The 23,388-nt window shown below is 61.9% G+C and carries 22 protein-coding genes and 2 pseudogenes; 9 read left to right on the top strand and 15 right to left on the bottom strand.

The window, feature by feature from the left end; all coding sequences use genetic code 11:
* Positions 1 to 28: 28 nt before the first annotated feature.
* Positions 29 to 868: a hypothetical protein gene (locus tag FFR93_RS11435; RefSeq protein WP_138393289.1), complete on the bottom strand. Its 840-nt coding sequence runs from the start codon at positions 866 to 868 to the stop codon at positions 29 to 31.
* A 99-nt stretch (positions 869 to 967) separates the two neighbouring features.
* On the opposite strand from FFR93_RS11435, the gene FFR93_RS11430 reads away from it, so the two are divergent.
* Positions 968 to 1,564, top strand: a complete 597-nt coding sequence (locus tag FFR93_RS11430; RefSeq protein ID WP_138393288.1) for a hypothetical protein — start codon at positions 968 to 970, stop codon at positions 1,562 to 1,564.
* Between the two features lie 213 nt (positions 1,565 to 1,777).
* Here the strand turns inward: FFR93_RS11430 and FFR93_RS11425 are convergent, their stop codons facing one another.
* The 5 genes from FFR93_RS11425 to FFR93_RS11400 form a co-directional block, all read right to left on the bottom strand.
* Positions 1,778 to 3,910, bottom strand: coding sequence for a beta-galactosidase (locus tag FFR93_RS11425; protein ID WP_138393287.1), 2,133 nt, complete (start codon positions 3,908 to 3,910; stop codon positions 1,778 to 1,780).
* A 13-nt stretch (positions 3,911 to 3,923) separates the two neighbouring features.
* Positions 3,924 to 5,069, bottom strand: a complete 1,146-nt coding sequence (gene ugpC, locus FFR93_RS11420) for a sn-glycerol-3-phosphate ABC transporter ATP-binding protein UgpC (RefSeq protein WP_138393286.1) — start codon at positions 5,067 to 5,069, stop codon at positions 3,924 to 3,926.
* Positions 5,070 to 5,106: 37 nt separating this feature from the next.
* Positions 5,107 to 5,958, bottom strand: coding sequence for a carbohydrate ABC transporter permease (locus FFR93_RS11415; protein WP_138393285.1), 852 nt, complete (start codon positions 5,956 to 5,958; stop codon positions 5,107 to 5,109).
* Complete coding sequence (locus tag FFR93_RS11410; protein WP_138393284.1) at positions 5,958 to 6,842, bottom strand: sugar ABC transporter permease; 885 nt, start codon at positions 6,840 to 6,842, stop codon at positions 5,958 to 5,960. The genes FFR93_RS11415 and FFR93_RS11410 overlap by 1 nt, the downstream gene beginning before the upstream one ends.
* A 204-nt stretch (positions 6,843 to 7,046) precedes the next feature.
* A complete protein-coding gene (locus FFR93_RS11400; RefSeq protein ID WP_138393283.1) occupies positions 7,047 to 8,321 on the bottom strand; it encodes an ABC transporter substrate-binding protein in 1,275 nt (424 codons plus the stop codon).
* A 202-nt stretch (positions 8,322 to 8,523) separates the two neighbouring features.
* Here FFR93_RS11400 and FFR93_RS11395 point away from each other — a divergent pair, with 202 nt between their 5' ends.
* Positions 8,524 to 9,735: an ROK family protein gene (locus FFR93_RS11395; RefSeq protein WP_138393282.1), complete on the top strand. Its 1,212-nt coding sequence runs from the start codon at positions 8,524 to 8,526 to the stop codon at positions 9,733 to 9,735.
* A 302-nt stretch (positions 9,736 to 10,037) separates the two neighbouring features.
* Here the strand turns inward: FFR93_RS11395 and FFR93_RS11390 are convergent, their stop codons facing one another.
* The gene (locus tag FFR93_RS11390; protein WP_064705430.1) at positions 10,038 to 10,415 is read right to left on the bottom strand and encodes a DUF5071 domain-containing protein; all 378 of its coding nucleotides are present in this window, start codon (positions 10,413 to 10,415) and stop codon (positions 10,038 to 10,040) included.
* Between the two features lie 229 nt (positions 10,416 to 10,644).
* Between FFR93_RS11390 and FFR93_RS11385 the strand changes: the two genes are divergently transcribed.
* Positions 10,645 to 10,911, top strand: coding sequence for a DUF2277 domain-containing protein (locus FFR93_RS11385; RefSeq protein ID WP_064705431.1), 267 nt, complete (start codon positions 10,645 to 10,647; stop codon positions 10,909 to 10,911).
* A gap of 151 nt (positions 10,912 to 11,062) precedes the next feature.
* On the top strand, positions 11,063 to 11,449 hold the full coding sequence (locus FFR93_RS11380) for a cupin domain-containing protein (RefSeq protein ID WP_138393281.1): 387 nt from the start codon (positions 11,063 to 11,065) through the stop codon (positions 11,447 to 11,449).
* A gap of 52 nt (positions 11,450 to 11,501) precedes the next feature.
* On the opposite strand, the gene FFR93_RS11375 is transcribed toward FFR93_RS11380, so the two are convergent.
* On the bottom strand, positions 11,502 to 12,245 hold the full coding sequence (locus tag FFR93_RS11375) for an aminoglycoside phosphotransferase family protein (protein ID WP_138393280.1): 744 nt from the start codon (positions 12,243 to 12,245) through the stop codon (positions 11,502 to 11,504).
* A gap of 124 nt (positions 12,246 to 12,369) precedes the next feature.
* Between FFR93_RS11375 and FFR93_RS11370 the strand changes: the two genes are divergently transcribed.
* Complete coding sequence (locus tag FFR93_RS11370) at positions 12,370 to 12,984, top strand: 3'-5' exonuclease (protein ID WP_138393279.1); 615 nt, start codon at positions 12,370 to 12,372, stop codon at positions 12,982 to 12,984.
* Between the two features lie 163 nt (positions 12,985 to 13,147).
* Here FFR93_RS11370 and FFR93_RS11365 read toward each other — a convergent pair whose 3' ends face one another.
* Positions 13,148 to 13,594, bottom strand: coding sequence for a DUF4168 domain-containing protein (locus tag FFR93_RS11365; protein WP_064706110.1), 447 nt, complete (start codon positions 13,592 to 13,594; stop codon positions 13,148 to 13,150).
* Between the two features lie 178 nt (positions 13,595 to 13,772).
* Complete coding sequence (locus FFR93_RS11360; RefSeq protein WP_138393488.1) at positions 13,773 to 14,636, bottom strand: DMT family transporter; 864 nt, start codon at positions 14,634 to 14,636, stop codon at positions 13,773 to 13,775.
* A 183-nt stretch (positions 14,637 to 14,819) separates the two neighbouring features.
* Between FFR93_RS11360 and FFR93_RS11355 the strand changes: the two genes are divergently transcribed.
* Positions 14,820 to 16,232 carry a PLP-dependent aminotransferase family protein gene (locus tag FFR93_RS11355; protein ID WP_138393278.1) on the top strand — a complete coding sequence of 471 codons (1,413 nt, stop codon included), beginning with the start codon at positions 14,820 to 14,822 and terminating at the stop codon, positions 16,230 to 16,232.
* 139 nt (positions 16,233 to 16,371) lie between these two features.
* Here the strand turns inward: FFR93_RS11355 and FFR93_RS11350 are convergent, their stop codons facing one another.
* Both FFR93_RS11350 and FFR93_RS11345 read right to left on the bottom strand, forming a co-directional pair.
* Positions 16,372 to 16,773 (bottom strand): response regulator, encoded by a 402-nt coding sequence (locus FFR93_RS11350; protein ID WP_064694529.1) that lies wholly within the window; start codon positions 16,771 to 16,773, stop codon positions 16,372 to 16,374.
* A 10-nt stretch (positions 16,774 to 16,783) separates the two neighbouring features.
* Entirely contained in the window at positions 16,784 to 18,529 is a 1,746-nt protein-coding gene (locus FFR93_RS11345; RefSeq protein WP_138393277.1) for an ATP-binding protein, read from the bottom strand.
* Positions 18,530 to 18,598: 69 nt separating this feature from the next.
* Between FFR93_RS11345 and FFR93_RS11340 the strand changes: the two are divergent.
* A pseudogene (locus FFR93_RS11340) lies at positions 18,599 to 19,021 on the top strand (GNAT family N-acetyltransferase); the annotation flags it as partial.
* A 61-nt stretch (positions 19,022 to 19,082) separates the two neighbouring features.
* On the opposite strand, the gene FFR93_RS11335 reads toward FFR93_RS11340, so the two are convergent.
* The 3 genes from FFR93_RS11335 to FFR93_RS11325 all read right to left on the bottom strand — a co-directional run bounded on the left by FFR93_RS11335 (position 19,083) and on the right by FFR93_RS11325 (position 22,193).
* Positions 19,083 to 19,997, bottom strand: a complete 915-nt coding sequence (locus FFR93_RS11335; RefSeq protein ID WP_138393275.1) for an esterase — start codon at positions 19,995 to 19,997, stop codon at positions 19,083 to 19,085.
* Between the two features lie 315 nt (positions 19,998 to 20,312).
* Positions 20,313 to 20,945, bottom strand: coding sequence for a DUF5074 domain-containing protein (locus tag FFR93_RS11330; RefSeq protein WP_138393274.1), 633 nt, complete (start codon positions 20,943 to 20,945; stop codon positions 20,313 to 20,315).
* 27 nt (positions 20,946 to 20,972) lie between these two features.
* Positions 20,973 to 22,193: a helix-turn-helix domain-containing protein gene (locus tag FFR93_RS11325; protein WP_138393273.1), complete on the bottom strand. Its 1,221-nt coding sequence runs from the start codon at positions 22,191 to 22,193 to the stop codon at positions 20,973 to 20,975.
* 115 nt (positions 22,194 to 22,308) lie between these two features.
* Here FFR93_RS11325 and FFR93_RS11320 point away from each other — a divergent pair, with 115 nt between their 5' ends.
* Positions 22,309 to 23,103, top strand: a complete 795-nt coding sequence (locus tag FFR93_RS11320) for a DUF899 family protein (protein WP_138393272.1) — start codon at positions 22,309 to 22,311, stop codon at positions 23,101 to 23,103.
* Between the two features lie 17 nt (positions 23,104 to 23,120).
* A pseudogene (locus FFR93_RS11315) lies at positions 23,121 to 23,330 on the top strand (hypothetical protein); the annotation flags it as partial.
* Positions 23,331 to 23,388 lie beyond the last annotated feature (58 nt).

Below are 23,388 nucleotides of genomic sequence, written 5' to 3'. Positions count from 1 at the left end.
TGGAAGACGGCCAATGTTCATTTCCCGCCTAAGCGCCCCGATTAGCACTGAGAACAATGTACCTTTTCGGGCGACCGTCCATAGCCAGTATCCGGGTGAACTTCAGATCGATTTTACGGCCAGTGCCTTGCACGTACTGATCTAGCCCCCATGAAAAGACAGCCTTGTAGCGTCTCAAAGTTTCGCGGGACATGCTGAATGGCACGACGTGACCCAGATCTCCATCGAATACGCTTCCGTACCCTGAATTCGCGTTGAATGCAGAAACGCTTACCGACTTTGTTTTCTCGTTGTCGTCTTCAACATTGAGTTTCACATAGTCGCGGGTTTGTTCATTGAAGGTGTTGAGAATGTTAAATCCACCTGAAATTTCGATATTCCTCGCGCCATTTCCGATAACTCCGTGAGCTTGACGAATTGGCGGCTCACTGATTGCAACAAGGGCTTCAATATCGCCGCCGCGCCGAGTAATTAACGGGCCTAAAGCTTGATCTGTTGCAGTATTAGTTTCTCCAAGGTTCCTGTTAATTACGCGGTTTGCGAGCGCATAGAGGAAGGCAGGCGCGGCCAGTCCGCCAGCGGCCATCCCGAAGACCGTCTCAGGATTGTTCTGCATATAGACAACAAAATCTGCAATGACACTTCCCTCAACTGGCGCCCTCGCTCGCACGGCATGGCGACCATCAAAATCGCCTCGCTGCCGTATTTGACCGGTATCGGCGTAATTAGAGATGAGTGAAAGAGCCCAGGCAAATCCAGCAAGGGCCATGTATCCATCATACCCTTGAAACTGATGCTGGTCTGCTATGTCTCCGGTCAACCGGAGACGAAAAGGAATTTGCGCTGCCACCTCGAGGCCCTCAACCATACAACCATTATTCGCCTAACATCGCGACAAATTTAGTTGTGGAAGGTGGAGTACCGGTTAACGTGTGGGTTGAGGCAACTTCTTTGGCAAGGTTTTCTTGTGGTTCAGGACATTAGTGTTGGCGCCATCGGCGCAGCAATGATTACAGCGACTATTTCGCTGATTGGATTGATCGTAGCTAAAGAACAGAAGGTCTCCGATTTTCGCCAGGCATGGATAGATGCACTTCGTTCGGAAATGACTTCCTACCTTACAAGCATGAACGCCGTGGTCGATGCGGCCTTGTTGCCGTACAAAGATCAAGCGGAAAAAGTAAAAACTCTCGGTCCACTTTACTCAAATTTGAATAGCGCGCACTTTTTCATAACATTGCGGCTAAACCCCAATGAAACGAACTCCAAGGCCCTGCTGGCCTCCATGAAAGCATTCCAAGAACTGGCAAGTTACCCGGACGGCCTCACTCGAGAAAATGTAAAACCGGTTGAGCTCGATTTCCTTTTAGCGTCCAAGGATGTTCTAAAATACGAATGGCGTCGCGTTAAACGGGGCGAACCAATCTTCAGATTCACCAAAGCTGTCCTTTTCGTCGTGCTGGTGTTGGCAGTTGGCCTCTTAGCGTTCGATTACACCTCAATTTCTCAAGGGATTTCGAACTCACAAACACCAGCGACTGCTAGTCCAGTTAGCAAGCCATGAAACACTCTATAGCTGAACCTTTACTGGCATATTAGAAAGGCAGAATTCGATGGTGGGTGCCAAGCCCGCCACTTTCTGCGTTGGCTCGATCATCATCAGCAAAGTTGTCAAAGCCGTCATGAAGTGAAGCTCAATGCTCCTCACCTTCTCTTACAGAAAAAGCCCCGCGCCCATAAAAGGTCTCACGGCATCCCACCCTCCGCCGCACACCCCTCACCCCACCAACTCCACAATCGCACACCCATACCCCTCAAGCTCCAGCGTCCCCGCCACCATCTTCTCCCCATCCAGCAGATCCCGCCCGGCCGGCACCCCGCCCACCATCACCGCCTGATCCATATAATTCTGCACAAACAACAGCCGTCGCGCGTCGTTCATCCGCATCGTCACCTCCACGCCTTCCGGCAGCCCACCGACCAGCGGTTCGATGCCGGCGGGTGTGAACAGCCGTTCGGTCAGCGCCTCGGTCAGATCAGGCGTGAGATAGGTGCCGAGATAGACGACCTGGCCCTTGCCCACCTTGCGGGAGGTCGCCATCGGCTGGCCTTCGGCGTAGCGGTTGGACCAGGCGGCGATCACCTCGACGTCGGGGTCGATCGCGAGGTTTTCGTAGAAATGGCCGGCGGCCATTTCGCGGTTGCCGATCTTGAAGCGGCGCTGGCGGCGGTGGCTTTCGGCCGGTTTGTTCGGCGGGATGACGAGGCCGCCGGAGCGCTCCATCACGTCGAAGAGGCCGTTGGCGCCGGGGGCGGCGAGACGGCCGAAATCTTCGACGCGCACGCCCGTCAGCCTGGAAAGCGCGGTGCCGGGCGCTGTTTCGCGGATGACGTGGTTATCCTCGTTACGGGTGCCGGTGCGCGCGCCGATGACGACGGTGCCGCCTGATGCGGCGAAGGCTTCGAGCCTGGCCGTCCATTCGTCCTTCCACATCACCCAGTGGGGGACATAGAAGAGCTTCAGTTTGGAAAGATCGTCCTCGGGATGGATGAAGCCGCAGGCGATGCCTCTGTCATAGCAGTGCTGGTGCAGCAGGATCGCATCGTCCTGCGGGCTCGGCAGGCCGATCGGATAGGTCTTGTGGGCTTCCTGATTGTCGAAATCGGAGCCGGCGATGCCGACATCCATACGCACATGGGTGCCGAGGATCTTGTCTTTCAGCGCCGTCATCTCGGTCGCGAAGCGCGTCGCTTCCTCATAGCGGTGGCGGCCGATATCGTCATGGTCGATGATGCCCATCCAGTAGATCTCGGCGCCGAAATGGGCGGGCCGCCAGCGGAAGAACATCAGGCCGTCAGCACCGTGGGCGACAGAGGAGAGCGCCATGCGGCGCAGCTCGCCCGGTTCCGGCGTCAGCGTGCAGAAGCCCGGCTGGCTGCCGAAGCCCGATTGCTGCTCGGGCACGATGTAATTGCCGGAGAAGCCGCGGCAGATATCGAGATGCAGCGCCTGCACCTTGGCGTGGTTGCCGAGCCGCATGAACTCGTCATAGAGCATCGGATAGATATCGTAGCCGACGAAATCGAGATCCTTGCTGAACTGGCCGCGGAAATCGATATCCCGCAAGCCGCCGAGATTGTGGAAGACGAACCAGGAGGATTTCACCTCCCTGAGGATCTCCACCTGGTCGTGCTGGAAGCGCGCCGTGGAGAAAGCGAGGAAGCGGTGATAATCCTGCAGATGGCCGGGGCTCGGGAAGGTCGGGCCGAATTCGATCGGCAGCACCACCTGATCGAAGCTGTCATAGGCCGTCGCCCAGAAATCGCCGCCCCAGGCGGTGTTGAGCTTTGATATCTCGCGGTATTTATCGGCGAGATACGCCTGGAATCCGCTGAGCGTCGCCTGGGAAAAGCTCTCCGGCATGCTGGTGTTCAGCTCGTTATCGGTCTGCCACCCCACAACAAAAGGATTGCCGCGATAATGCTCGGCCATCGCCCGGGTGATGCGCTTGCTGTGCTCGCGAAAGACCGGGCTTGCCGTGTCGCAATGCTGGCGCGAGCCGTGGCTCATCGGCCGGCCCTTGCCGTCGACCCTTAAAATTTCAGGGTGTTCAGCCGTCAGCCAGCGCGGCGGCGTGGCGGTCGGCGTGCACATGATCGTATCGATGCCGTGGCGCCCGAGGATCGCGATGGCGCGGTCGAAGAGATCGAAATCATAGGTGCCGAGCCTAGGCTCCAGAATGTGCCAGGCGAATTCGGCCATGCGCACGACATTGAAGCCGGCTTTCGCCATGCGCTCGGCGTCGCGCTCCCAATAGCTTTCGTCGACATGCTCGGGATAATGCGGCACACCGACGAGGAAGCGGTCGGTCTGGACGGTGTTCCATGCGGAGAGGGTCTTGTCGGACACGGGCGGTCTTTCCTTATTTGTCGAGAATGGTCTTGCGGGTGCTGATCGTGCGGCCGCCATCGGGGGAGAAGAGATAGAGCTCGTTGGCATCGAGCTTCAGCGCCACCTTCTGCCCGGCGGCAAAGGGCGCGACGTAGGAGAGCTGCGCGGTGATGTTGCCGGTGCCGCTTTCCGAGGCGATGGTGCGGAGATTGCCGGCATCGACATAGAGGATGGTCTCGCGGCCCAGGTGCTCGACGAGGCGGACTTCGCCATGCACGGCCCCGCCCTCGCTGCCCTCGGCGACCACGGAGATCGCCTCCGGCCGCACGCCGAGCGTCAAGCCCGCGCCCTTTGCAAGCGACGTCGGCTGCGAGAGCTCCACCGTGAGCGGTGCAAGGCCGGGCGCGGAAACGGTCACGTTGCGGCCGGAGACGGCATCGATGGTGACGCCGAGAAAATTCATGCGCGGCGCGCCGAGAAAGCCGGCGACGAAGAGATTGTCGGGGTTGCGATAAAGCTCCAGCGGCGAGCCGACCTGCTCGATGATGCCCTTGTTCAACACGACGATGCGGCTTGCCATGGTCATCGCCTCCACCTGGTCGTGGGTGACGTAGACCATGGTGGCGCCGAGTTCGGCATGCAGGCTGCTGAGCTCCACGCGCATCTGGGTGCGCAGCGCCGCATCGAGGTTCGACAGCGGCTCGTCGAACAGGAAGACCTCGGGTGAGCGGGTGATCGCCCGGCCGATCGCCACGCGCTGCCGCTGGCCGCCGGAAAGCTGCTTCGGCCGCTTGTCCAGCTGGTCGTCGATGCGCAGGATCCTGGCGGCGCGGGCGACCGCCGCATCGATCTCGACCTTCGGGCGCTTGGCCATGCGCAGGCCGAAGCCCATGTTTTCCGCCACCGTCATGTGCGGATAGAGCGCATAGGACTGGAAGACCATGGCGATGCCGCGATCGCCCGGCTCCTGCCGGCTGACATCGCGGCCGTTGATCAGGACCTGGCCCGACGAGATCGCTTCCAGGCCGGCGATCGACTTCAGAAGCGTGGACTTGCCGCAGCCGGACGGGCCGACCATGACGATGAACTCGCCCTGCGCCACGGATAGATCGATGCCGCGCAGCGCGTGATAGGAACCGTAATTCTTGTTGATCGCACGAAGTTCGAGACTGGTCATGTCCTGGCCCTCTCTTGTTGAAACGGAAGACGCCGGCTCATCCCTTAACCGCGCCCATGGTGAGGCCGGCGATGAAATGCCGCTGCATCAGGAAGAACATCACGACGGGCGGCACGGCGACGACGATCGTGCCGGCCGAAACCAGGTTCCAGGCCGAGACCCACTCGCCGCGCAGATTGGCAAGGCCCGCCGTAACCGGCTTGACGCTGTCGCTGACGGTCAGCACCACGGCCCAGAAATAGTCGTTCCAGACGAAGGTGAAGATCAGGATGGCGAGCGCCGCGAGCGCCGGCCGCACCAGCGGGATCACCACATGGATGAGCGTCTGAAAAGGCGAAGCCCCTTCGGCGCGGGCTGCCTGGAACAGCTCGTCGGGAAGGGCGGCGATGAAATTGCGCATGAAGAGCGTCGCAAAGCCCGTCTGGAAGGCGACGTGGAAGATGATCAGCGCCACCGTCGTATCGATCAGGTCGAGCCGCACCATCAGGTCGCGCACGGGGATCATCATGATCTGGTGCGGCAGGAAATTGCCGCCGACGAAGAGCGCGAAGATCAGCATGTTGCCGCGAAAGCGGTAGCGCGACAGCACGAAGCCGGCGAGCGTCGACATGACGAGCACGCCGATGACAGAGGGAATGGTGATCGTCAGGCTGTTCAAGAAATAGCGCGCCATCGGCGTGTCGGTGAAGACGTCCCTGTAATTGTCGATGACGCCGATCTCGGTCGGCCAGCCCCAGAGATTGCCGCCCATCACATCGGCCGTCGAGCGGAAGGAGGTGAGGACGATCGCAAAGAGCGGGCAGAGCCAGAGGATGAGCACGACGACGACGGCGAACACATAGAGGCGGCGCTGCCAGATCGCGGTTTCGGGTATCGGACGAGGATACATCAGCCTCCCCTCTCTTCGCTGCGGATGATGTGGGTGAGATACCAGGCGATGAACACGGCCATGATCACGAAGAGCACCGAGGCGATCGCCGCGCCGTAGCCGAAGCGGTAGGAGAAGATCGACTGCTCGTACATCTGATAGGCGAGCACCGAGGACGATCCGAACGGCCCGCCCGCGGTCATGACGGAGATCATGTCGAAGGAGCGCAGCGCGCCCACGACAGTGACTGCGATGGCGATGAAGGTGACCTGGGTCAGCTGCGGCAGCACGATGTGGCGCAGCATGTTCCAGCCCCGAGCGCCATCGACGCGGCCGGCCCCGATCAGCTCTTCGCTCAAATTGTTGAGGCCGGCGAGATAAAGCACCATGCAGAAGGTGATCTGCGGCCAGAGTGCGGCGATGACGATCGCGAAAGTGACGAAATGCTCATCGGAAAGCACCGCCGGCGCCACCGCCCCGAAGGCCCGGAAGATCAGCGCCAGCAGCCCGAATTCCGGCGTATAGACCCAGGTGAAGACGACGCCCACCGTCACAGAAGCCAGCACCAGCGGAATGAAGAACAGCGACTTCAGGAAGCGCATGCCCGCGATTTTTTGGTTGACCAGGAGCGCGATGGCGAGCCCGATCGGCGGTGCCGCCATGAACATGATCAGCCAGATCAGATTGTTCTTCAGCGACACGTAGAATTGCGGATCGTTGTAGAGCTCGACGTAATTGCCGAGCCCGATCCAGACCATGTCGCCGAACCCGTCCCACTCGTGAAAACTGATCCAGACGCTGCGGATAGCCGAGAGCAGGATGACGGTGAAGAACAGCACGATCGCCGGCGCGATGAGCAAAACCGGAGTCAGCCACCACCGCTGGCGGCGCCATGTTGTCTGCATGTCGAGAACCTCTTGTGTGACCAGGCCGCCGCTCGTGGGACTGCCCCTCATCCGGCTGCCGCCACCTTCTCCCCGCACACGGGGCGAAGGGACCGAGCCGCGACCTCTCCGTCCCTCACCAGCGCCTCGCAGGGCACGTCCCCTCTCCCCGCAAGCGGGGAGAGGGTTAGGGTGAGGGGCAGCTTCAGAGCACGTCGCCGATGATCAGATCTTATAAATCCGCTTCCGCGTGCCCTCGAGCCGCGTCAGGATCGCCTTGCGCCGATCGGGCTTCGCCATGAACTCCTGGAAGCCGACAAGGCCGGCCTGGGCCATGTCGGGGTCGCTGTCGCGGTCGTAATATTGCGAGGCGCCTTGCACCGTCTTCATCGTTTCGACGGCGACATTGACGAGCGGATCCTTGCTCGGCGGGAGGTCGTTGCGCGGCGGCACGTTGCCGCCCGGCTCCAGATAGGCCGCCAGGTTCTCCGGCTTGTAGAAATAGGCGAGGAAATCGCGCGCGCCCTGCTTGTTCTTCGCCTTGGCGGGAATATGGACTGAATTGACCGAGAACTCCTCGAAATGGCCGATCTTCGGGTCGAGCACCGGGAAGGTCGCATAAGCAAGCTGCGGCAAATCAGCCTCGGTGAAGGCCGAACGCAGGAAGGCGCCGAGGTTCATCATGCCGGCCTTCTTCTGTGCGAGCAGAGCCGCGGCCTCCTGCCAGCCGAATGAGGTGTGGTTCGGCGTGAAGAAGCCCTTTGATATCATCGCTTCCCACTGATCGAAGACCGGCGTCAGCGCCGGATCGAGATAGCTCATCTCGCCGTTCATCAGCGCCATGTGCCTGTCGAGGCCGTTGATGCGCAGGTTCATCTGGTCGAACCAGCCGGCCGCCGGCCACAATTCCTTGGTGCCGATCGCAACCGGGGTGATGCCTGCCGCCTTGCACTTTTCGCCATAGGCCATGAATTCCTCGGCTGTCTTCGGCACCGTCAGGCCATGCTGCTCGAACACATCCTTGCGGTAGAACATGCCCCAGAGCGTGCCGCCGGTGGGCAGGCCGTATTGCTTGCCGTCTTCGGTGACGGCGCCGGCCGTCGCACCCAGCACGTCCTTGTATTTTTCCTTCTCGAAAAGGTCGGAAATATCGTCGAACAAGCCGCGCTTGACGAAGGCGCGCATGCGGTTGCCCGAGAACCAGAAGCAGATGTCGGGCGCGCCGGCGACGAGATAGTTGCGGATCGCCGTCTTGTGGGCCTCGTGGTCCATATTGTTGACGACGACGTTGACGCCGGCTTCTTTGGTAAAGCCCGCCGCGATCGACTTCAGCGCATCGAGGGCGGCGCCGTTATTCTCCGACGAGATGATGGTGACGTCCTGCGCCTGCGCGACTGCGGGCATCGGAAAGCTGCCCGTCACCGCCGCCGCCGAAACCACGCCCGCCCCTTTCAGGAAGCTTCTGCGGGTGGTTGAGGGAAAATGCTTTAAGAATACCATTGAATTCCTCCCGGTTGATCGACAACACCGCCTGGCCCGAGCCGCCTCCTCCTTGGAGCGCGCTCACGCAGGCCTTCAACGCGCCGATCCCGCCTCCTGAACTCGACCGTACAATCCGGCTGCCTCAGTTGATCGGCGGCCGAACTTATGCATAGAATGTGCGACCTCGCAATAATTAATTTACAAAATTAAGGAATGCATCGTGAAGCTGAAAGGCGACCAGACCACGGCGAGAGCCATGAACCGACGCCTCATCCTCAACCTTCTCCGCCGCGAAGGGCCGAGGAGCCGCGCCGATATCGCCACCGTCATCGGCTTGAGCCCCGCCGCCGTCACCTTCGTCGTCGCGGACCTGCTGGAAGAGGGCATCGTTACCGAGGGCAAGGCAGTGCCCGGCCTGGCCGGTCGCCGGCCGATCCCAGTCGAGATCAATTACGAGCATTCGCTCGCGCTCGGCTTCAAGCTGATGGTGGATTCGGTGGAATGCGTCGCGACGGATCTCGCCACCAATCCGGTCGCCGCCATGCGCGTCGGCCTTGATGGCCACGATCCGGATTATGTCGCCGATCTCCTGGCGGGCACGGTGCCCGAGCTGGTGAAGCTCGCCGGCCGGCCGAAGGCCAAGCTCGCCGGCATCGGCATATCCATGCCCGGCGTGATCAACCACGAGCAGACCGCCTGCGTGCGCAGCCACCGCTTCAAATGGGACAACGTTCCGCTGGCCGCGTTGGTCGCGAGCCGCGTCCATGTGCCCGTCTGGCTGGAGGACGATACCAATGCCTATGCCATCGCCCAGCAGCTCTTCGGCCTCGGCCGCCAGCACCGCAACATGGCGGTGCTCGCCGTCGGCGTCGGCATCAGCTGCGCGCTGGTCATCGACGGCAAGCTCTATCGCGGCGCCAATGGCGCGGCCGGCAAATTCGGCCACACGCTGTTTGAGGAGAACGGCCGCCTCTGCGAATGCGGCAAACGCGGCTGCCTGATGGCCTATCACTCCGAGCTCTCGATGCTGCGCCGCTGGCGCGAAGCGACCGGCCGCGGCGACGAGCTCGGCCTGCCCGAACTCCGCGAAGCGCTTTCATCGGGCGACGCCACCGCCCTCACCCTCGTCGCCGAATCCGGCCGCGGCATCGGCATCGCACTCGCCAACCTCGTCAACATCACCGACCCCGAAGTCATCGTCGCCGGCGGCGAGGCCGTCTCCCTCGGCGACCCCTTCCTCACGCCGCTGCGCGAAGCGCTCGCCGCCCGCACCTTCCGCACCGCCCCGCCGCTGCTGCCCGACTGGGAGGACAATTCCTGGGCAAGAGGAGCGGCGGCGCTGGTGACGCAGAAGATCTTCGATTTCGAGTCGTCGGGGGGTGTGACGGATATTGCGACGCTCGACGTGAGAGGTTCGACTTCGGCGGCTTGAAATACGAGGGAGCTGCGGGATCGCCCTTGCCGGGCAAGCCGTGCCGCGCACCCCCTCTGCCCTGCCGGGCATCTCCCCCACAAGGAGGCAGATCGGCAAGTGGTTGGATCATCGCTCCCTTGTGACCGTGGTGCAGCAGCTATACGTTCGTAGTTTGGGGCAGCCATCACGCCCAGCCGATCTCCACCCTTGTGGGGGAGATGCCCGACAGGCCAGAGGGGGGGTACGGCACGGCACAACGAAACAGGCTATTCCATCGGCATCGATAAGATCAGGAGACAATCACTCTCGCAATCAAGAAATTATGCCAGCACTTCTCGCGCGACCGCATCCACGCCCTCGGCGCGATCATCGTCATTCGGATTGATTGATAGCTGATAGAGCACCTCGTACAGCCTGCCAATACAATCAGCAGGAAGATGGCGAATAATCAGATCCAGACAAAAATACTTCCAGGTGGAGTCGTTTCCTGCAAGTACACGCATGACAGGCTCGACGATGGGGTCGCCAAGCGATGCCAGAAACCGCGCAAGCGGTCCAGCGACCGGCCAATTGCCGTCAGCGGTCCATCCCAGCAGATCATCGAGAATTGACGCCACCGCAGGATAGCCGGCCTTCTCGACGGCCGAGACTGCCGCAAGATCATGTTTGTCACGAGGTACGAGGCTTTTGATATCCATTACCTCTTTCTAACATCAAGCGGCCGCGCCGCAGAGACACACGCTTGCAAAGAAATACAGGTTTCCCAAGGCATCGCTAGCTCCAATCATCGGCTTCCGCTCGCTGATCCCCTGAACGCGTTCAGGGCGCAGCTTCCCCCTGGGGCGGTTGCATTTCACGCTCACGCGACTACCTTTCATGCGAGGACGCTGCCCTCCGGCGGCAGAGAGAAAATCACGTGAGCAAACCATGTGCCGAAATATAAAACCTCTGTTCAATTTCGATCCGCCGGCGACGGACGAAGAGATTCACGATGCCGCGCTCCAGTTCGTGCGCAAGCTCAGCGGAACGACCAAGCCCTCGAAGCGCAATGAGGCCGCGTTCGAACGCGCCGTCAGCTCGATCGCTGCCTGCGCCCGCGAGCTGCTGGATTCAATGGAGACGTCTCAACCGCCTCGCGATCGCGAGGAAGTGGCGGCGAAGGCGCGCGCGAGATCCGCGATGCGGTTCGCGTAAGAAATCGCGCCTTACTGGAAAGACCGGTCAGGTCATCAGATACACTCGCTTACAAAAATAGGGGTTCCTCGACACATGCCTGGTTCAATCATCGACTGAAATGGCGATGCGGCCAACGAGCCGGAACGGTCAATTCAGGAAGGATGACACAATGAAAATGATCCAGGCCATGGTGCTCGCCATTGTTCTCGGCGGCGCGGCGGCAGCGCATGCGGAGCAGCCGATAGAGCGCACCGACCTCATCAAGAACGATATCGACGTGCCGGGCCACGAGGTCGTCCAGGTGCGCGTCGATTTCGCTCCGGGCGTGCTCGCACCAAACCACTCGCATCCCGGCGAAGAGGTCGCCTTCGTGCTCGAGGGAACGCTCGAATACAAGCTCGAAGGCAGGGAGCCGGTGACACTCAAGGCCGGCCAGTCGCTGTTCATTCCCTCCGGAGTGGTGCACTCGGCAAAGAACGTCGGCAACGGCAAGGCTTCGGAACTGGCGACCTATATCGTGCGCAAGGGCGAAGCGCTCGTCATGCCGGCCAAGTGAGATGACGCGGGATCGGGGCGGGCCCTGAAATTTCAGCGCTCCTCGTCTCGTTCTAAGGGGAATGCCGGAGTTCGGCCAACCGCAACAGCTCGTCATTCTCCTTCGCCACTCCTTCCGCCAAGCGAGCGGCGGCGATCGCAGGAAGCCACGCCAGGATGGCGCCGACCTCCGCCCCTGTGGCGGTGGCATAGGCTTCGACATAAGCCATCGCCCGATCGGGGATCGCATGGCGCAGCAGCACGTAGCTTCGGCAGACATCCGCCAGAGGGTTGCCCGAGCAGGCATCCAGCCAGTCGACGACCATGGCGCCCTGCCCCGATCCGTGAATATTCCACGGGTGAAAATCGCCATGGCAGACCCTATCGCCATCGGGAAGGGAATCGAGCATCGACAGCAGCCGCTTTCTCGCCGCGGCATCCAATCCCTCCGCCCGCCGGATCCTGGCCGAGAGACGCGCCAAGAGGGACGGCAGCCCCTCGCCCGGCTGCTTGTGGATGCTGCAATGCAGCTGCGCCATCTCGCCGAAGGCAGCGTCTCCCGCCGTCGAGACGAGCCGTTCCGCAAAACACGCGGCTGGCGCCCGCTCCATCACCACGCCCCAGCGCCCATCGAACGCGCAGACCGCATGAACTTTTGGTGCCGGCAGCGAAAGCGTCTCGACGATCGCAAGGTTCGCCCCTTCGCGGAAGGCCGACGCTTTCGAGGCGGGGTGCCGATAGAGCTTGAGCGCCAGCACCCCGTATTCGAAGACTTCGGCTTCCTTGCCGGAGCCAAGCGGCCGGCCGATTTCGATCATTGGTGCTCCGCTCTCAACTCCGTGCAGCTTGCAGAAAATACCGCGCCCGGAGATTGCCACGAGCGAACAGGATGCGGTAGCGTCCGCGAGCCTCAGCTCGCTTTTTGTTTCAGCAGCATCGACGATGAAGACCGCCATCATATTCGACTGTGAATTTCTTTGCGTCGAAGGCTCGCCGCGCAGGTTCTGGTGCGCGGCGCATGATCCCGATCCCGTCATCGCTGAGATCGGCGCCGTGAAGCTAGGTCTCGAAGGCGAATTTGCGATCCTCGATACGCACAGGTCCTATATCAAGGCGGTCGACCGCTTCGGCAGAAGATATCCTCTCGATCCTTATTTCACCGATCTCACGGGCATTACCGAGAAGGATATCGACACTCATGGCGTCGCCTTGCAGGATGCGCTTTCTGCTGTCGACAGCTTCTCGGGCGGCGCCCGGTTCTGGTCCTGGGGCAAGGATGAGATGAACATGGTGGCCATCAGCTGCTACGTCGCCGGCATTCAACCGCCCATTCCGGCCCGCCGTTTCGACAACGCCGTCAAGCTTCTGCTGGCTGCGGGAATGCCGATCGAGGATCTGGCAAAGACGCCGAGCAACAAGCTCGCCGACTATTACGGCGTCGAACATCCTCCATTACAGGCGCATGACGGGCTCGACGATGCTCTTTCCCTGACATACACGCTGCAGCATCTGATGAGGATCGGCAAACTGCAGCCCAACGTTTTCGACCGGATCTGACCGTAAAACGCACGCTTCGAAGCAGCGCCCGGATAATGGCGGGCACTGCGGCCTTAGAGCAATTCCAACAGTGTAAAGCTGTTTTCCGGCCGGAATTGCGTAAAAACCAGAAATTGGAGTGGTCTGCGCCTCCATGAAACGCTAAACCACTTTAGCCGGAAGCCTATTGCTGCGGCTGCGCCGGCGGCGGGGTGCCGATCTTGTCCAGAACCTTCTTGGCGAGAGTCGGATCGCTCTGCGCGGCCGTCAGGATCGACGAGTATTCCTCGACGGAGATGTCGTTCGAGTCCTGCACGGTTTGAACCATCTGCTTCTTGGCTTCATCCTGCAGCTTCTGCTTCGCAGCCTGGTCCTTCGTCGCCTCGATCTTGGCGGAATATTCCTGCCTGACCTTATCGACCTGCACATAGGCAACGGCAAAGGCCTCAAGTTTCTGATCACTGACAGGGGCGGCCGCACCGCTAGCACCCTGTCCCTGCATCGGCGCCTGGCCCTGTGCCGGCGGCTGCTGCTGCGCCTGGGCAAGCTCCGTAGCGGATGCCGGGCTGAGAGCAATGAAGCTGAAGATCGCGGCGGTCATCGTTGCGAGGGATGTATAACGAGTGATCATTTTCATTCCTTTTCCGGTGATTTGGACGGCAGCAAAACCGCCTCGGTCAATCGCTCAGCCGTCAGAAGGCTGGCGAGGTCGCGACGATGAAGCCCGGAAAAGGGCTCGGTGCGGCGGCAACTGGGCGATTTGCTGACAATTGAGTGGCGGCTTTGTGACTGTCGCCGGAACACAACCACTATCTCGCGAACCGCCGTGCACCCATCACGCACAAGATAACGGCCACCGTCACCGCAAGCATCGTCCAGGTGACCGGCTCATGCAGCAGGGTGGCCGCGAGCGCCAGGCCGAAGAAGGGCTGGAGCAACTGCAGCTGGCCGACGGCAGCGATACCGCCCTGCGAGAGGCCGCGATACCAGAAGATGAAGCCGATCAGCATCGAGAACAGCGAGACATAGGCAAGGCCGATCAGCGCCGGCGTCTCTATTCCGGCAAAACTCGCCGGTCGGTAGACGAACGCGACCGCGATCATGATCGGCAGCGACAAGACCAGCGCCCAGGAGATCACCTGCCAGCCGCCGAGCGTGCGCGACAGCCTGCCGCCCTCGGCGTAACCCAGGCCGCAAGCAAGGATTGCCGCCAGCATCAGGAGGTCGCCGACCGGCGAGGCCGTCAGATCTTGCGCCAGGGCAAAGCCCGCCACCAGGGCGCTACCGAGGATGGAGAACAGCCAGAAGGCTGGTTTTGGCCGCTCGCCGCCGCGGATCACGGCGAAGGTGGCGGTCGCGAGCGGCAGGAGGCCGACGAAGACGATCGAATGGGCTGATGTGACATGCTGCAGCGCCAGCGCCGTCAGCAGCGGAAAACCCACCACGACGCCAAGCGCGACCACGGCAAGCGAGAGGATATCGCGTCCCGCCGGTCGCTTCTCACGAAAGACGATCAGCAGGCAAAGCGCCAGCAGCCCCGCGATTGCCGCGCGCGCAACGGTCAGGAACACCGGATCGAACTGCGCCACCGCCACGCGTGTCGCCGGCAGCGATCCGCTGAAGATCACCACCCCGATCAAGCCATTGATCCATCCTGCCGTCATGCGCTCCATCATGCATTCCTTCCTGGATGCATGTCGTCGAAACCGCGCTGGCCTGAAGAGAACGGCATGCATAAAAACAATGACCTAAGCCGCCTTACCTGAATCGGAACCGGAAGAACGAGCCGTTCACCCTTATCCCCTGACATGGATAGCCATGACAGTGACGGTCTGATACGCTTTTGCAAAACTGTTATGGTGCAGAAAGCAGTACGGATGAACGAAGAGATTGCGGGACGCACGCGCGTCGAGACGGTGATGGCGACGATCCGGCAGCGCATCGCCGGGCGCAGCCTGACGCCTGGGGCAAAGCTGCCCTCGGTGCGCGGCCTTGCGGCCAGCATGAAGCTCTCGACCTCGACCGTCGTCGACGCCTATGAGCGTCTGGTCGCCGAAGGCGCCATCCTGTCGCGCCCGGGTTCGGGCTTCTATGTCGCCAACCAGGCAGCACCCTTTGCGCTGGCCGAGGCCGGTCCGAAACTCGACCGCGCGGTCGATCCCTTCTGGATTTCTCGGCAATCGCTGGAGGCCGGCGAAAGCGATCTGAAGCCCGGCTGCGGCTGGCTGCCGCCTTCCTGGCTCCCCGGCGAAGCAATGCGCCGCGGGCTCAGAACGCTTGCCCGCGCCGAGGGACCGGCGCTTGCCGACTATGGTTCGCCGCTCGGCCTGCCGGCGCTGCGCCAGCTAATTTCGCGCCGCATGGGCGAGCGGGGCATCGAAGCCTCCCCGGCTCAGATCCTGCTCGCCGAGTCCGGCACGCAGGCGATCGACCTTCTCTGCCGTTTCCTGCTCGAAGCCGGCGACACGGTGCTGGTCGACGACCCCTGCTACTTCAACTTTCACGCACTGCTGCGCGCCCATCGGGCGAAGATCGTCAGCGTGCCCTACACACCCTCCGGCCCCGATCTCGAACTCTTCGCACAGACGCTCGCCGAACATCGCCCGCGGCTCTACATCACCAACTCAGCCATCCATAATCCCACAGGCGCAACACTCTCCCCCGTCACGGCCCACCGGGTTCTGAAGCTCGCCGATCAGTTCGATCTCACCATCATCGAGGACGATATCTTCGCTGATTTCGAATATACGCCGGCGCCCCGCCTTGCCGCTTTCGACGGGCTGGAGCGCGTCATCCATATCGGCAGTTTTTCGAAGACGCTTTCGGCCTCCGCCCGCTGCGGCTTCGTCGCCGCCAGGCCCGAATGGATCGAGGGTCTCACCGATCTCAAGATCGCCACCTCCTTCGGTGGCGGCCGGATGACCGCCGAACTGGTGCTGAACGTCTTGAGCGACGGTGGCTACCGCAAACACATGGAAATGCTCCGGCAGCGCCTTGCGGGCGCAATGACCGAAGTCTCGGCCCGCCTGAAGGGCTTGGGGATAATGCCTTGGCTGGAGCCGCAGGCCGGCATGTTCCTTTGGTGCCGCCTGCCGGACGGCATCGATGCAGCAAACGTAGCGCGGGCGGCACTGGAAAAGAGAATCGTGCTGGCGCCCGGCAATGCGTTCAGCCTGTCGCAATCGGCGACGAATTTCATGCGGTTCAATGTGTCGCAGACGTTGGATGCGAGAGTGTTTGCGGCGTTGGCGGATGTGTTGGGGAGTTAGGGGATGGAAGGTAGCCGCTTACGAAAGCCTCTGATGGTCTGGCGCCTAACCTTTCCTCATCCCTGTGCTTGTCACAGGAATGAGGGAGGAAAGGTAAGCAGCAAAGCCACGGTGGAGCGAGGCGCAGGGCACCCTCCCGCTAAAACGAGCGGTTGACCGCCTTGTCGTTCTCCAGCCGCGTCACGCAGCCCTCCAGCTTGGCAAGCAGCAGGTCGAAGTCGAGCGGCTTCGTCAGATAATCCGCCGCTCCGGCCCGCAGGCCGGCGAGCGTGTTTTCCCGATCTGTCAGCGCCGTCAGCATGATGAAGGGAATGTTGGAGAGCTCCGGATGATTGATCTGGATTTCCGCCAGAAGCTGGTGCCCGTCCATGACAGGCATGGAAATGTCGCTGATGACGATGTCGGGCCATTTCGACAGGATCATTTCCAGGCCTTCGGCGCCGTTCGAAGCCTCGAGCGTCCTGTAGCCGGCCTCGCTCAACTCTTCGACGAGGAGATTGCGGATCTCGACTTCGTCTTCTATGCACAGGACTGTAACCATAAGCTCTTCCTTAAGCTGCGACTTGTTGATCCGACAATAGACATTCTATTGGCAGAGAAATGGTGAATGTTGTGCCCTTGCCAAGCTCGCTCGCCACCTCGACGGTGCCGCCGTGCAGCTCGATGACCTGCTTGACGACGTTCAGGCCAATGCCGGTTCCGGCGATACCCGTCGCGCTGCGGGCGCGGTAATATGGTTGAAACAGTTTCGGCAGATCATCCGCATCCATGCCGATGCCGCTATCGGCAATGGCGATTTGCACCATCTTTTCGTCAACCCCAGCGCGAATGTAAATGTCAGGCGCATTGGGCGAATATTTGACGGCGTTCGAAATCAGATTGGTGAAGACCTGTTCCATCGCGCCTCGATCGAAAGTCAATCGGTCAGGGATGGGCTGGAGATCGAGATGGAAAACATGCGAAGGGCTGAGCTCGCGCTGCCTGTCGCAGCAGGTGACGAGCAAGGCTTTCAGATCACCTTCGCTCCGCTTCAGGATGATCTGTCCGGTTTCGAGCCGGCCGCTCGCAAGGATGCTCTCCATGAGATCGACCATGCGCACCACGGCGCTGCGGATCACTCCGGCTTTTTCGTGAACATATTCGCCGCTGACGTTGGTCGTCGAGCGGCAGAGCCGCTGGGCGGCTGCGTCGATAATTGCAAGCGGCGTTCGAAATTCGTGCGACGCCATGGCGACGAACTGGCGCTGCAGCGCATTCACCTGGCGTTCGTGCACCAGCAACCGGTCCAGTTCTTCCCTCTGTCTTTCGATTTCGGCTGTTCGATCCGCAACCATCTCTTCCAGATGGTTGCGATGATGGGTGAGCTCAGCCTGGCTGTCCAGCAGGGTCAGCGAAGTGCGATGCAGTCCTCGTCCGAGCCAGAACACCGCGGCGATCAACAGGACCAGACAGCCGAGCCCCGCCGGCGCAATCTGCTGAAGCAGCATGAATCCTGGCCGGATCGGCTGCCACACCAGATAGCCGATCATCCCGCCGTCATGTAACGATACAGGCACCTGAGCCCGCTCGTCCGGGCCCTCCGAAAGTGTAAAACGCAGACCTTCGAGCCTGGCGTAATGGGAAATGTTTTCGGCAACTTTTCCGTCGATGAACTTGACGGAGACCGCGATGAATTCCTGGCCTGCCTGGATCTGCATCCGCGTCGAGCTTGGCAGCATCGGGCGCGCACTTGCGATCGCCGGCCTGTTGCCGATCATGATCGTGCGAACCCTGGCCAGCTGGCCAAGCGGCTCTGCGCCAGGCTTGGCAGCCCCATCGACGAGAGCGGCGCGCATTTCGTTGGCAAGAGCGGCCATTTGCGCGCCGTCGTCGCTGCCGAGCCGCGGCGGCATGGCATCCACGCCATCGCGGAAGGCAAACATCAGCCGGTTGGCATCATCGAAAATATAGGTCCTGTCGTGCCCGAAATAGCGGCTCGTCCACTGGCCGATATTCTCCAGCAGCCATTCATGGTTCCGCTGCTTGGCGTAAAGGAAAGCGTCGTCCCATTTGGTGACGCTTTCCTGCTCGCGCGGAAGCGCGTGTATTTGCTCTTCCAGTCCCTGGGCGACGAAATCGGCCTGCCGGCGCAGGTAGAAATCATCGACCTTCACGGAGGCAAGCCAGGCAAAGCCGCAGAACAACACCGCTGCAGCGCAGGTGAGCGTCACCAGGACGAACGTGATGTGCGATGTGAGCCCGACCTTCAATACCCGCAACCTTTTGACGGCGTTTGCTGCTCTGAAGTTGACACGCAAAGGTTGACGGAGGATGAATTGCTCCCTGTGGGTATTTGCCGGGCGGGGCCGGCGACCGTTTCGACAATTCTGACATTGCTGTAAGCAACGCCCCTGCCGCAGACGCGCGATTTCGTGATGGGAATGATTGCCAAAGGCAATCCGCAATTCGTCGCCCTGACCGAGGACGAGGTCGTCGGCTGGTGCGATATCAGCCGGCACTTCTTCCCGTCGAACGCCCATCGCGGACGCCTCGGAATGGGAATTCTTCCCGCCTATCGCGGCAAAGGGTTGGGGCGAAAGCTCATCGACACCACGTTGAAGGCGGCGCAGGAAGCCGGTTTCCTGAGGGTCGAGCTCGATGTCTACGAAGACAACAGCCGTGCCATTGCTCTCTATGAAAAGGTGGGCTTCGTGCGCGAAGGCATCTTCCGGCGGGCGGCGCGAATTGACGGCCGATTCATTAATGCGATCGGCATGGCGCTTTTATTCGAAGAGGATCGGCCAGCATAAACAGGGCTCTTGTCAGCGTCCGATTGGTCGGACGGTTGGACGGCCGCCATCGGGGCACGCGTTATCGGGCGAAAGCCTCAAACGGATTGTCGTGTGTCAGGCGCATCAGGATGCTATCGTCTATGCCCCGCCGTTTCAGCTCGGGCAACAAGACGGTGGAAAGGTGGGTGTATGGCTTTGGTATCCCGCCCTTCGGCAACGCCGGATCGAACCAGCCGCGGTCATGGCTCAACAACATTCGGTCGCCGCAGCCCGCCTCCAGCGCCCTGATCACGAGCTCGGCTACATCGTCATCCTCACTCCGACCGACATGATCATACTCGATCCAAGCGCCTCGCTCGGCGACAGCGAGGTGATAGGCGAAGTCCTTTTCCTCCTGCGTGTGGATCGAGATGAACCTGTCGGCCCTGTAGCCTTCCGCCTCGATGACGTCGAGCTGATCCATGACGACCCGTCCTCGGATCGTATGACTGCCGATCACGGCGTTCGTCTGGGCCGCGGCGCGCGCGGCTGCCCTCAGGATTTTTGTCTCGAGCGCAGTCATGCCGTCATCGCCGGCGCTGAGCTTGATCCAGCCTGCCTGGAACCCGGTCTCATCGATCTGCTCCGTCAGCTCGCGAAGCATCCAAGCCTCCAACTTTTCCTCCGAAGCTTGGCGGACCCATTCAGGAATCCAAGGCTCGCGGTAAATGCCAGTGGGAACGACGATCGGAAAATCCGTTGCAAGCGAAACCGCAAGATCGATATCCGCACGACGTCCGACCCCGCCCGTGGAGCACTCAACCAGTGCCGTCACCCCGAGCTTTTTGATCCGCTCGATCTCGGGGGCCATCAGCCGAACGACGTCTTCGACGTTTGCTTCGGCATAACCGGGCTGGCCGGGCGTTCTGAGGTCGACGAAAACGTGCTCGTGCGGGAGGATCATCCCAAGTTCCGATTTGCTCTTGAGCCCGAGCGTCGTGCGTAGATGTTTCAAAGTCTCTCCTCGCGGCATGCCCGCCAGCGTGCAGCCTCGACCGGTGGAAGCCTTCACACTGCCGCGAAAGTAGATGGTCACGTGAGGAAATCAATCGCTCGCGGAACCCTTTGCGACTTGAGCCTTGGTATTGACTTCCGACCCGCACCCGGCTCGCCTACGGCTGGCTAACGCTGGGGCGAGATAGGCGGCGCCGACCTCTTCGGAGTCGCACCCGCTCCTTCCCTCCGTGCCTCTTCGAACCCGAACGGCTCAGGGCGTTCGGTCCTGTCGTCGATCACCGAATCGATCGCTTACGCTTGGCGGGACCCGGCCTTACCCCGGCCGGCGCACGGCCCGGATCTTGCCGCTGTTGCCGCCGCCGCAGAAGAAGCAAGCGGCGCCGTCGGATTCGAGGCCGGAGACGCCGGTGCCTTCGGGCATATCAAGCCGCTCCAGCACTTCACCCGTCTGCGGGTCGATGCGCCTGATGTCGCTGTCGTCGCCCTCCCATGTGCCGTGCCACAGCTGGCCATCAACCCAGGTGACGCCTGTCACGACACGGTTGGATTCGATGGTGCGCAGGATCTCGCCTGTGTCGGGATCGATCTGATGGATCCTGCGGCCGCGATGCTGGCCGACCCAGAGCGTGCCCTCGGCCCAGGCAAGGCCGGAATCACCGCCATTGCCGGGGGCCGGGATGGTGGTAAGGATCTGGCCGGTCTTCGGGTCGATCTTGTGAATGACGTCCTCGGCGATCTGATAGAGAAACTCGCCGTCGAAAGCCGTGCCTGCATGGGAAGCGACCTCGATGAAGCGCATCACCTCGCCGCTGTCGGGATCGAGCGCGTTCAGCCTGTCGCCTGAGGCGAACCAGACATGCCGGCCATCGAAAGTGACGCCGTGGACGCGCTCGGCATCCGGAAAGGGTCCATATTCACGCAGGATGGTCGCAGTCGATGTCTTCATGTCTTCCTCCTTGTCGGTTGATCCATACTAGTCGCTCGGCAGCGGCCCCGGGAGTAACAAGATCGTCGGGAAAGAGGAGAGCGGCGGGCTCATCCAGCGGCGTGCCCTCCCGCGTCCGATCGCTTGCACTTTCTCCTCGCCGGCGAGCGAATACAGCGCCCGCTGCACGGTGCGCGGACTGGCGCCGAGCGCGATTGCCAGCGCCGAACTCGACCACGCTTCGCCATCGGCGAGGAAGGCGAGCACCGCCGCATGCGGCCCTTCGACGAGCGGGGCGAGCACTGCGACCTCAGCGGCGCCGGCCGGGGAAAGGGCGAAGCCGCGTTTCGTCGCCGAGACTTCCGCCAGCCCGGAAAGTTCGGCGCGCAGCCGGCCGATCTCGACCCGCAGCCGGGCACGGTGCGATTCATCGGCATGCTTGCCGCGGAAGGCGCGTGCGATTAGTGCGCCTCGCGCTACATCCGCCGGCCAAGCTTCGGCAAGCGCACGGACGAGCGTGAAAAGCACCGGCCGGCTCGCGAGCGGCACCGCCGCGCCGGCGGCGCGCACGATATGGCGGCAGGCATCGACGACGAGCGTGCCACCGGAAAAGAGCGCCTCCACCTCGGCAAGCAGCAGCGGGCGCTCGTCGCCACGCGAAACCAGCCGCGCTGCCGGAATGCTGAGCACATGTCCAGCGGCTTCGACCTCCGCCGTCAGCACAGGCATACCGGCCCGCTGCGCAGCGGACCTTGCCCTTTCAAGTGCTGCGCGCGCCGCCCGTGTCCGCAGGCGCCGGACCTCGATGCCGGCGGCAACAAGCTCATGGGCGGCCCGCAATGCCGGCGGCAGCGGCGTCGGGTCGAGCGCGGCTAGCGCCTGCTCGGCTTCGTCGAGCCGGCCGATCAGCACCAGCCTTCGAATGGCGATATTGCCGGCATGGGCGGCGTTGACCCGGTCTCCATGCGATTCCAGAACTTTGCGCGCCGCCTCCAGCGCCTTCGGCGGCCAGGTGAGATCGCGCGAGACGAGCGCAATCTCGGCCTCGGCGACGACGCAGCGGGCGCGGGCCACCGCCTCCCGCGGTCCGAACGCGCGCGCGGCACTCTTCAGCAGCGCCTTAGCGCGAATGAGGTTGCCAAGCTGCGCCATGGCAATGCCGCGCAGCGCCAACGCCGGCGCATCGTCGCGCAGCGCCACCCGTTTCAGCGCACCAAGCGTATCGCCCGATGCCAGCGCCTGCGCGGCGGCCGTAATCAGCGAGTCCATTCAAATCCCGTCACACTTGTCACTCCCGGCATTTATCCCTCCGGCCGTAATCTTCGTTCAACGGCAGGCAACCGCGCCGGATGCTACGACGAGAGACAGGCAAAGGAGAAGCCCCATGAAGGCAATGCTGGACGCAACCCGCGAGGAATGGCTGGCGGCGAGACTCGATCTGCTCGAGGAGGAAAAGGAACTGACGCGGCGCAGCGATGCGCTGGCGCTGAAGCGCCAGCAATTGCCTCGTGTGCGGATCGACAAGGAATACCGCTTCGACACCGAAATCGGCAGCGCCTCACTTAAGGATCTGTTCGGAGGGCGTTCGCAGCTCCTCGTCTATCACTTCATGTTCGGGCCGGATTACAACGCCGGATGCCCCTCCTGCTCCTCGATCGCCGACGGTTTCAATGGCTTTTTCGTCCACCTCGAAAACCATGACGTCGCCTTCTGGGCCGTTTCACGCGCCCCGCTCGCAAAGCTTGAGGCTTTCAAAAGGCGCATGGACTGGAGCTTTCCCTGGGCCTCCTCGGCCGGCAGTGATTTCAACGCCGATTTCAGCGTCTGGTTCAGCCCGGAGCAGCAGCGCCAGGGCGAGATCGAATACAACTACCGCCGCGAACCGCCCGCGCCCATGCCGCCGGCGGGCAAAGCAGCGCCTGAATGGCAGTCGCGCGGCGGCGACGAGCCCATCGTTCAGATCGCTTCGATGACCGGCACCGACGTCCCCACCTACACCCGCGACCGGCCAGGCGTCAGCGCCTTCGAACTCATCGACGGCGTCGTCTACCACAGCTATTCGAGCTATGCGCGCGGGCTGGACGGGCTTTGGGGCGTGTATCAATGGCTCGATCGCGCGCCGAAGGGCCGCAACGAAACCGGCATCTGGTGGCGCCATCACGACCGCTACGGCGAGTGACCGTCATGTCTTCCGCCGCCGCCGATTATCTGTCGCTCGCCGCTGCCCCCACATTCGCCATCATGGCGCTGCTGACGGCCGCAACCGGCACCACCGACATGATCTGCATGACCACGCCCGATGCCTTCCCGATCGGCGGAATGGTGCCGATGTACCTGCTGATGAGCGCGTTCCATCTGGGTCCGTGGCTCCGGCTCGCCAGCAGGGAGGGCTTGGGGCGCAGATGATGCTTCGGCGCCTGCCAAGTCCCGTTCATACCGCGCGTCACAGCGTGCAAACACGCAG

It is taken from the genome of Rhizobium sp. MHM7A (assembly GCF_005862215.1).
Classification (GTDB): Bacteria; Pseudomonadota; Alphaproteobacteria; order Rhizobiales; family Rhizobiaceae; genus Rhizobium; species Rhizobium bangladeshense.
The sequence above is the reverse complement of the archived record's forward strand: the minus strand, read 5'-3'. Positions and strand labels throughout refer to the sequence as shown.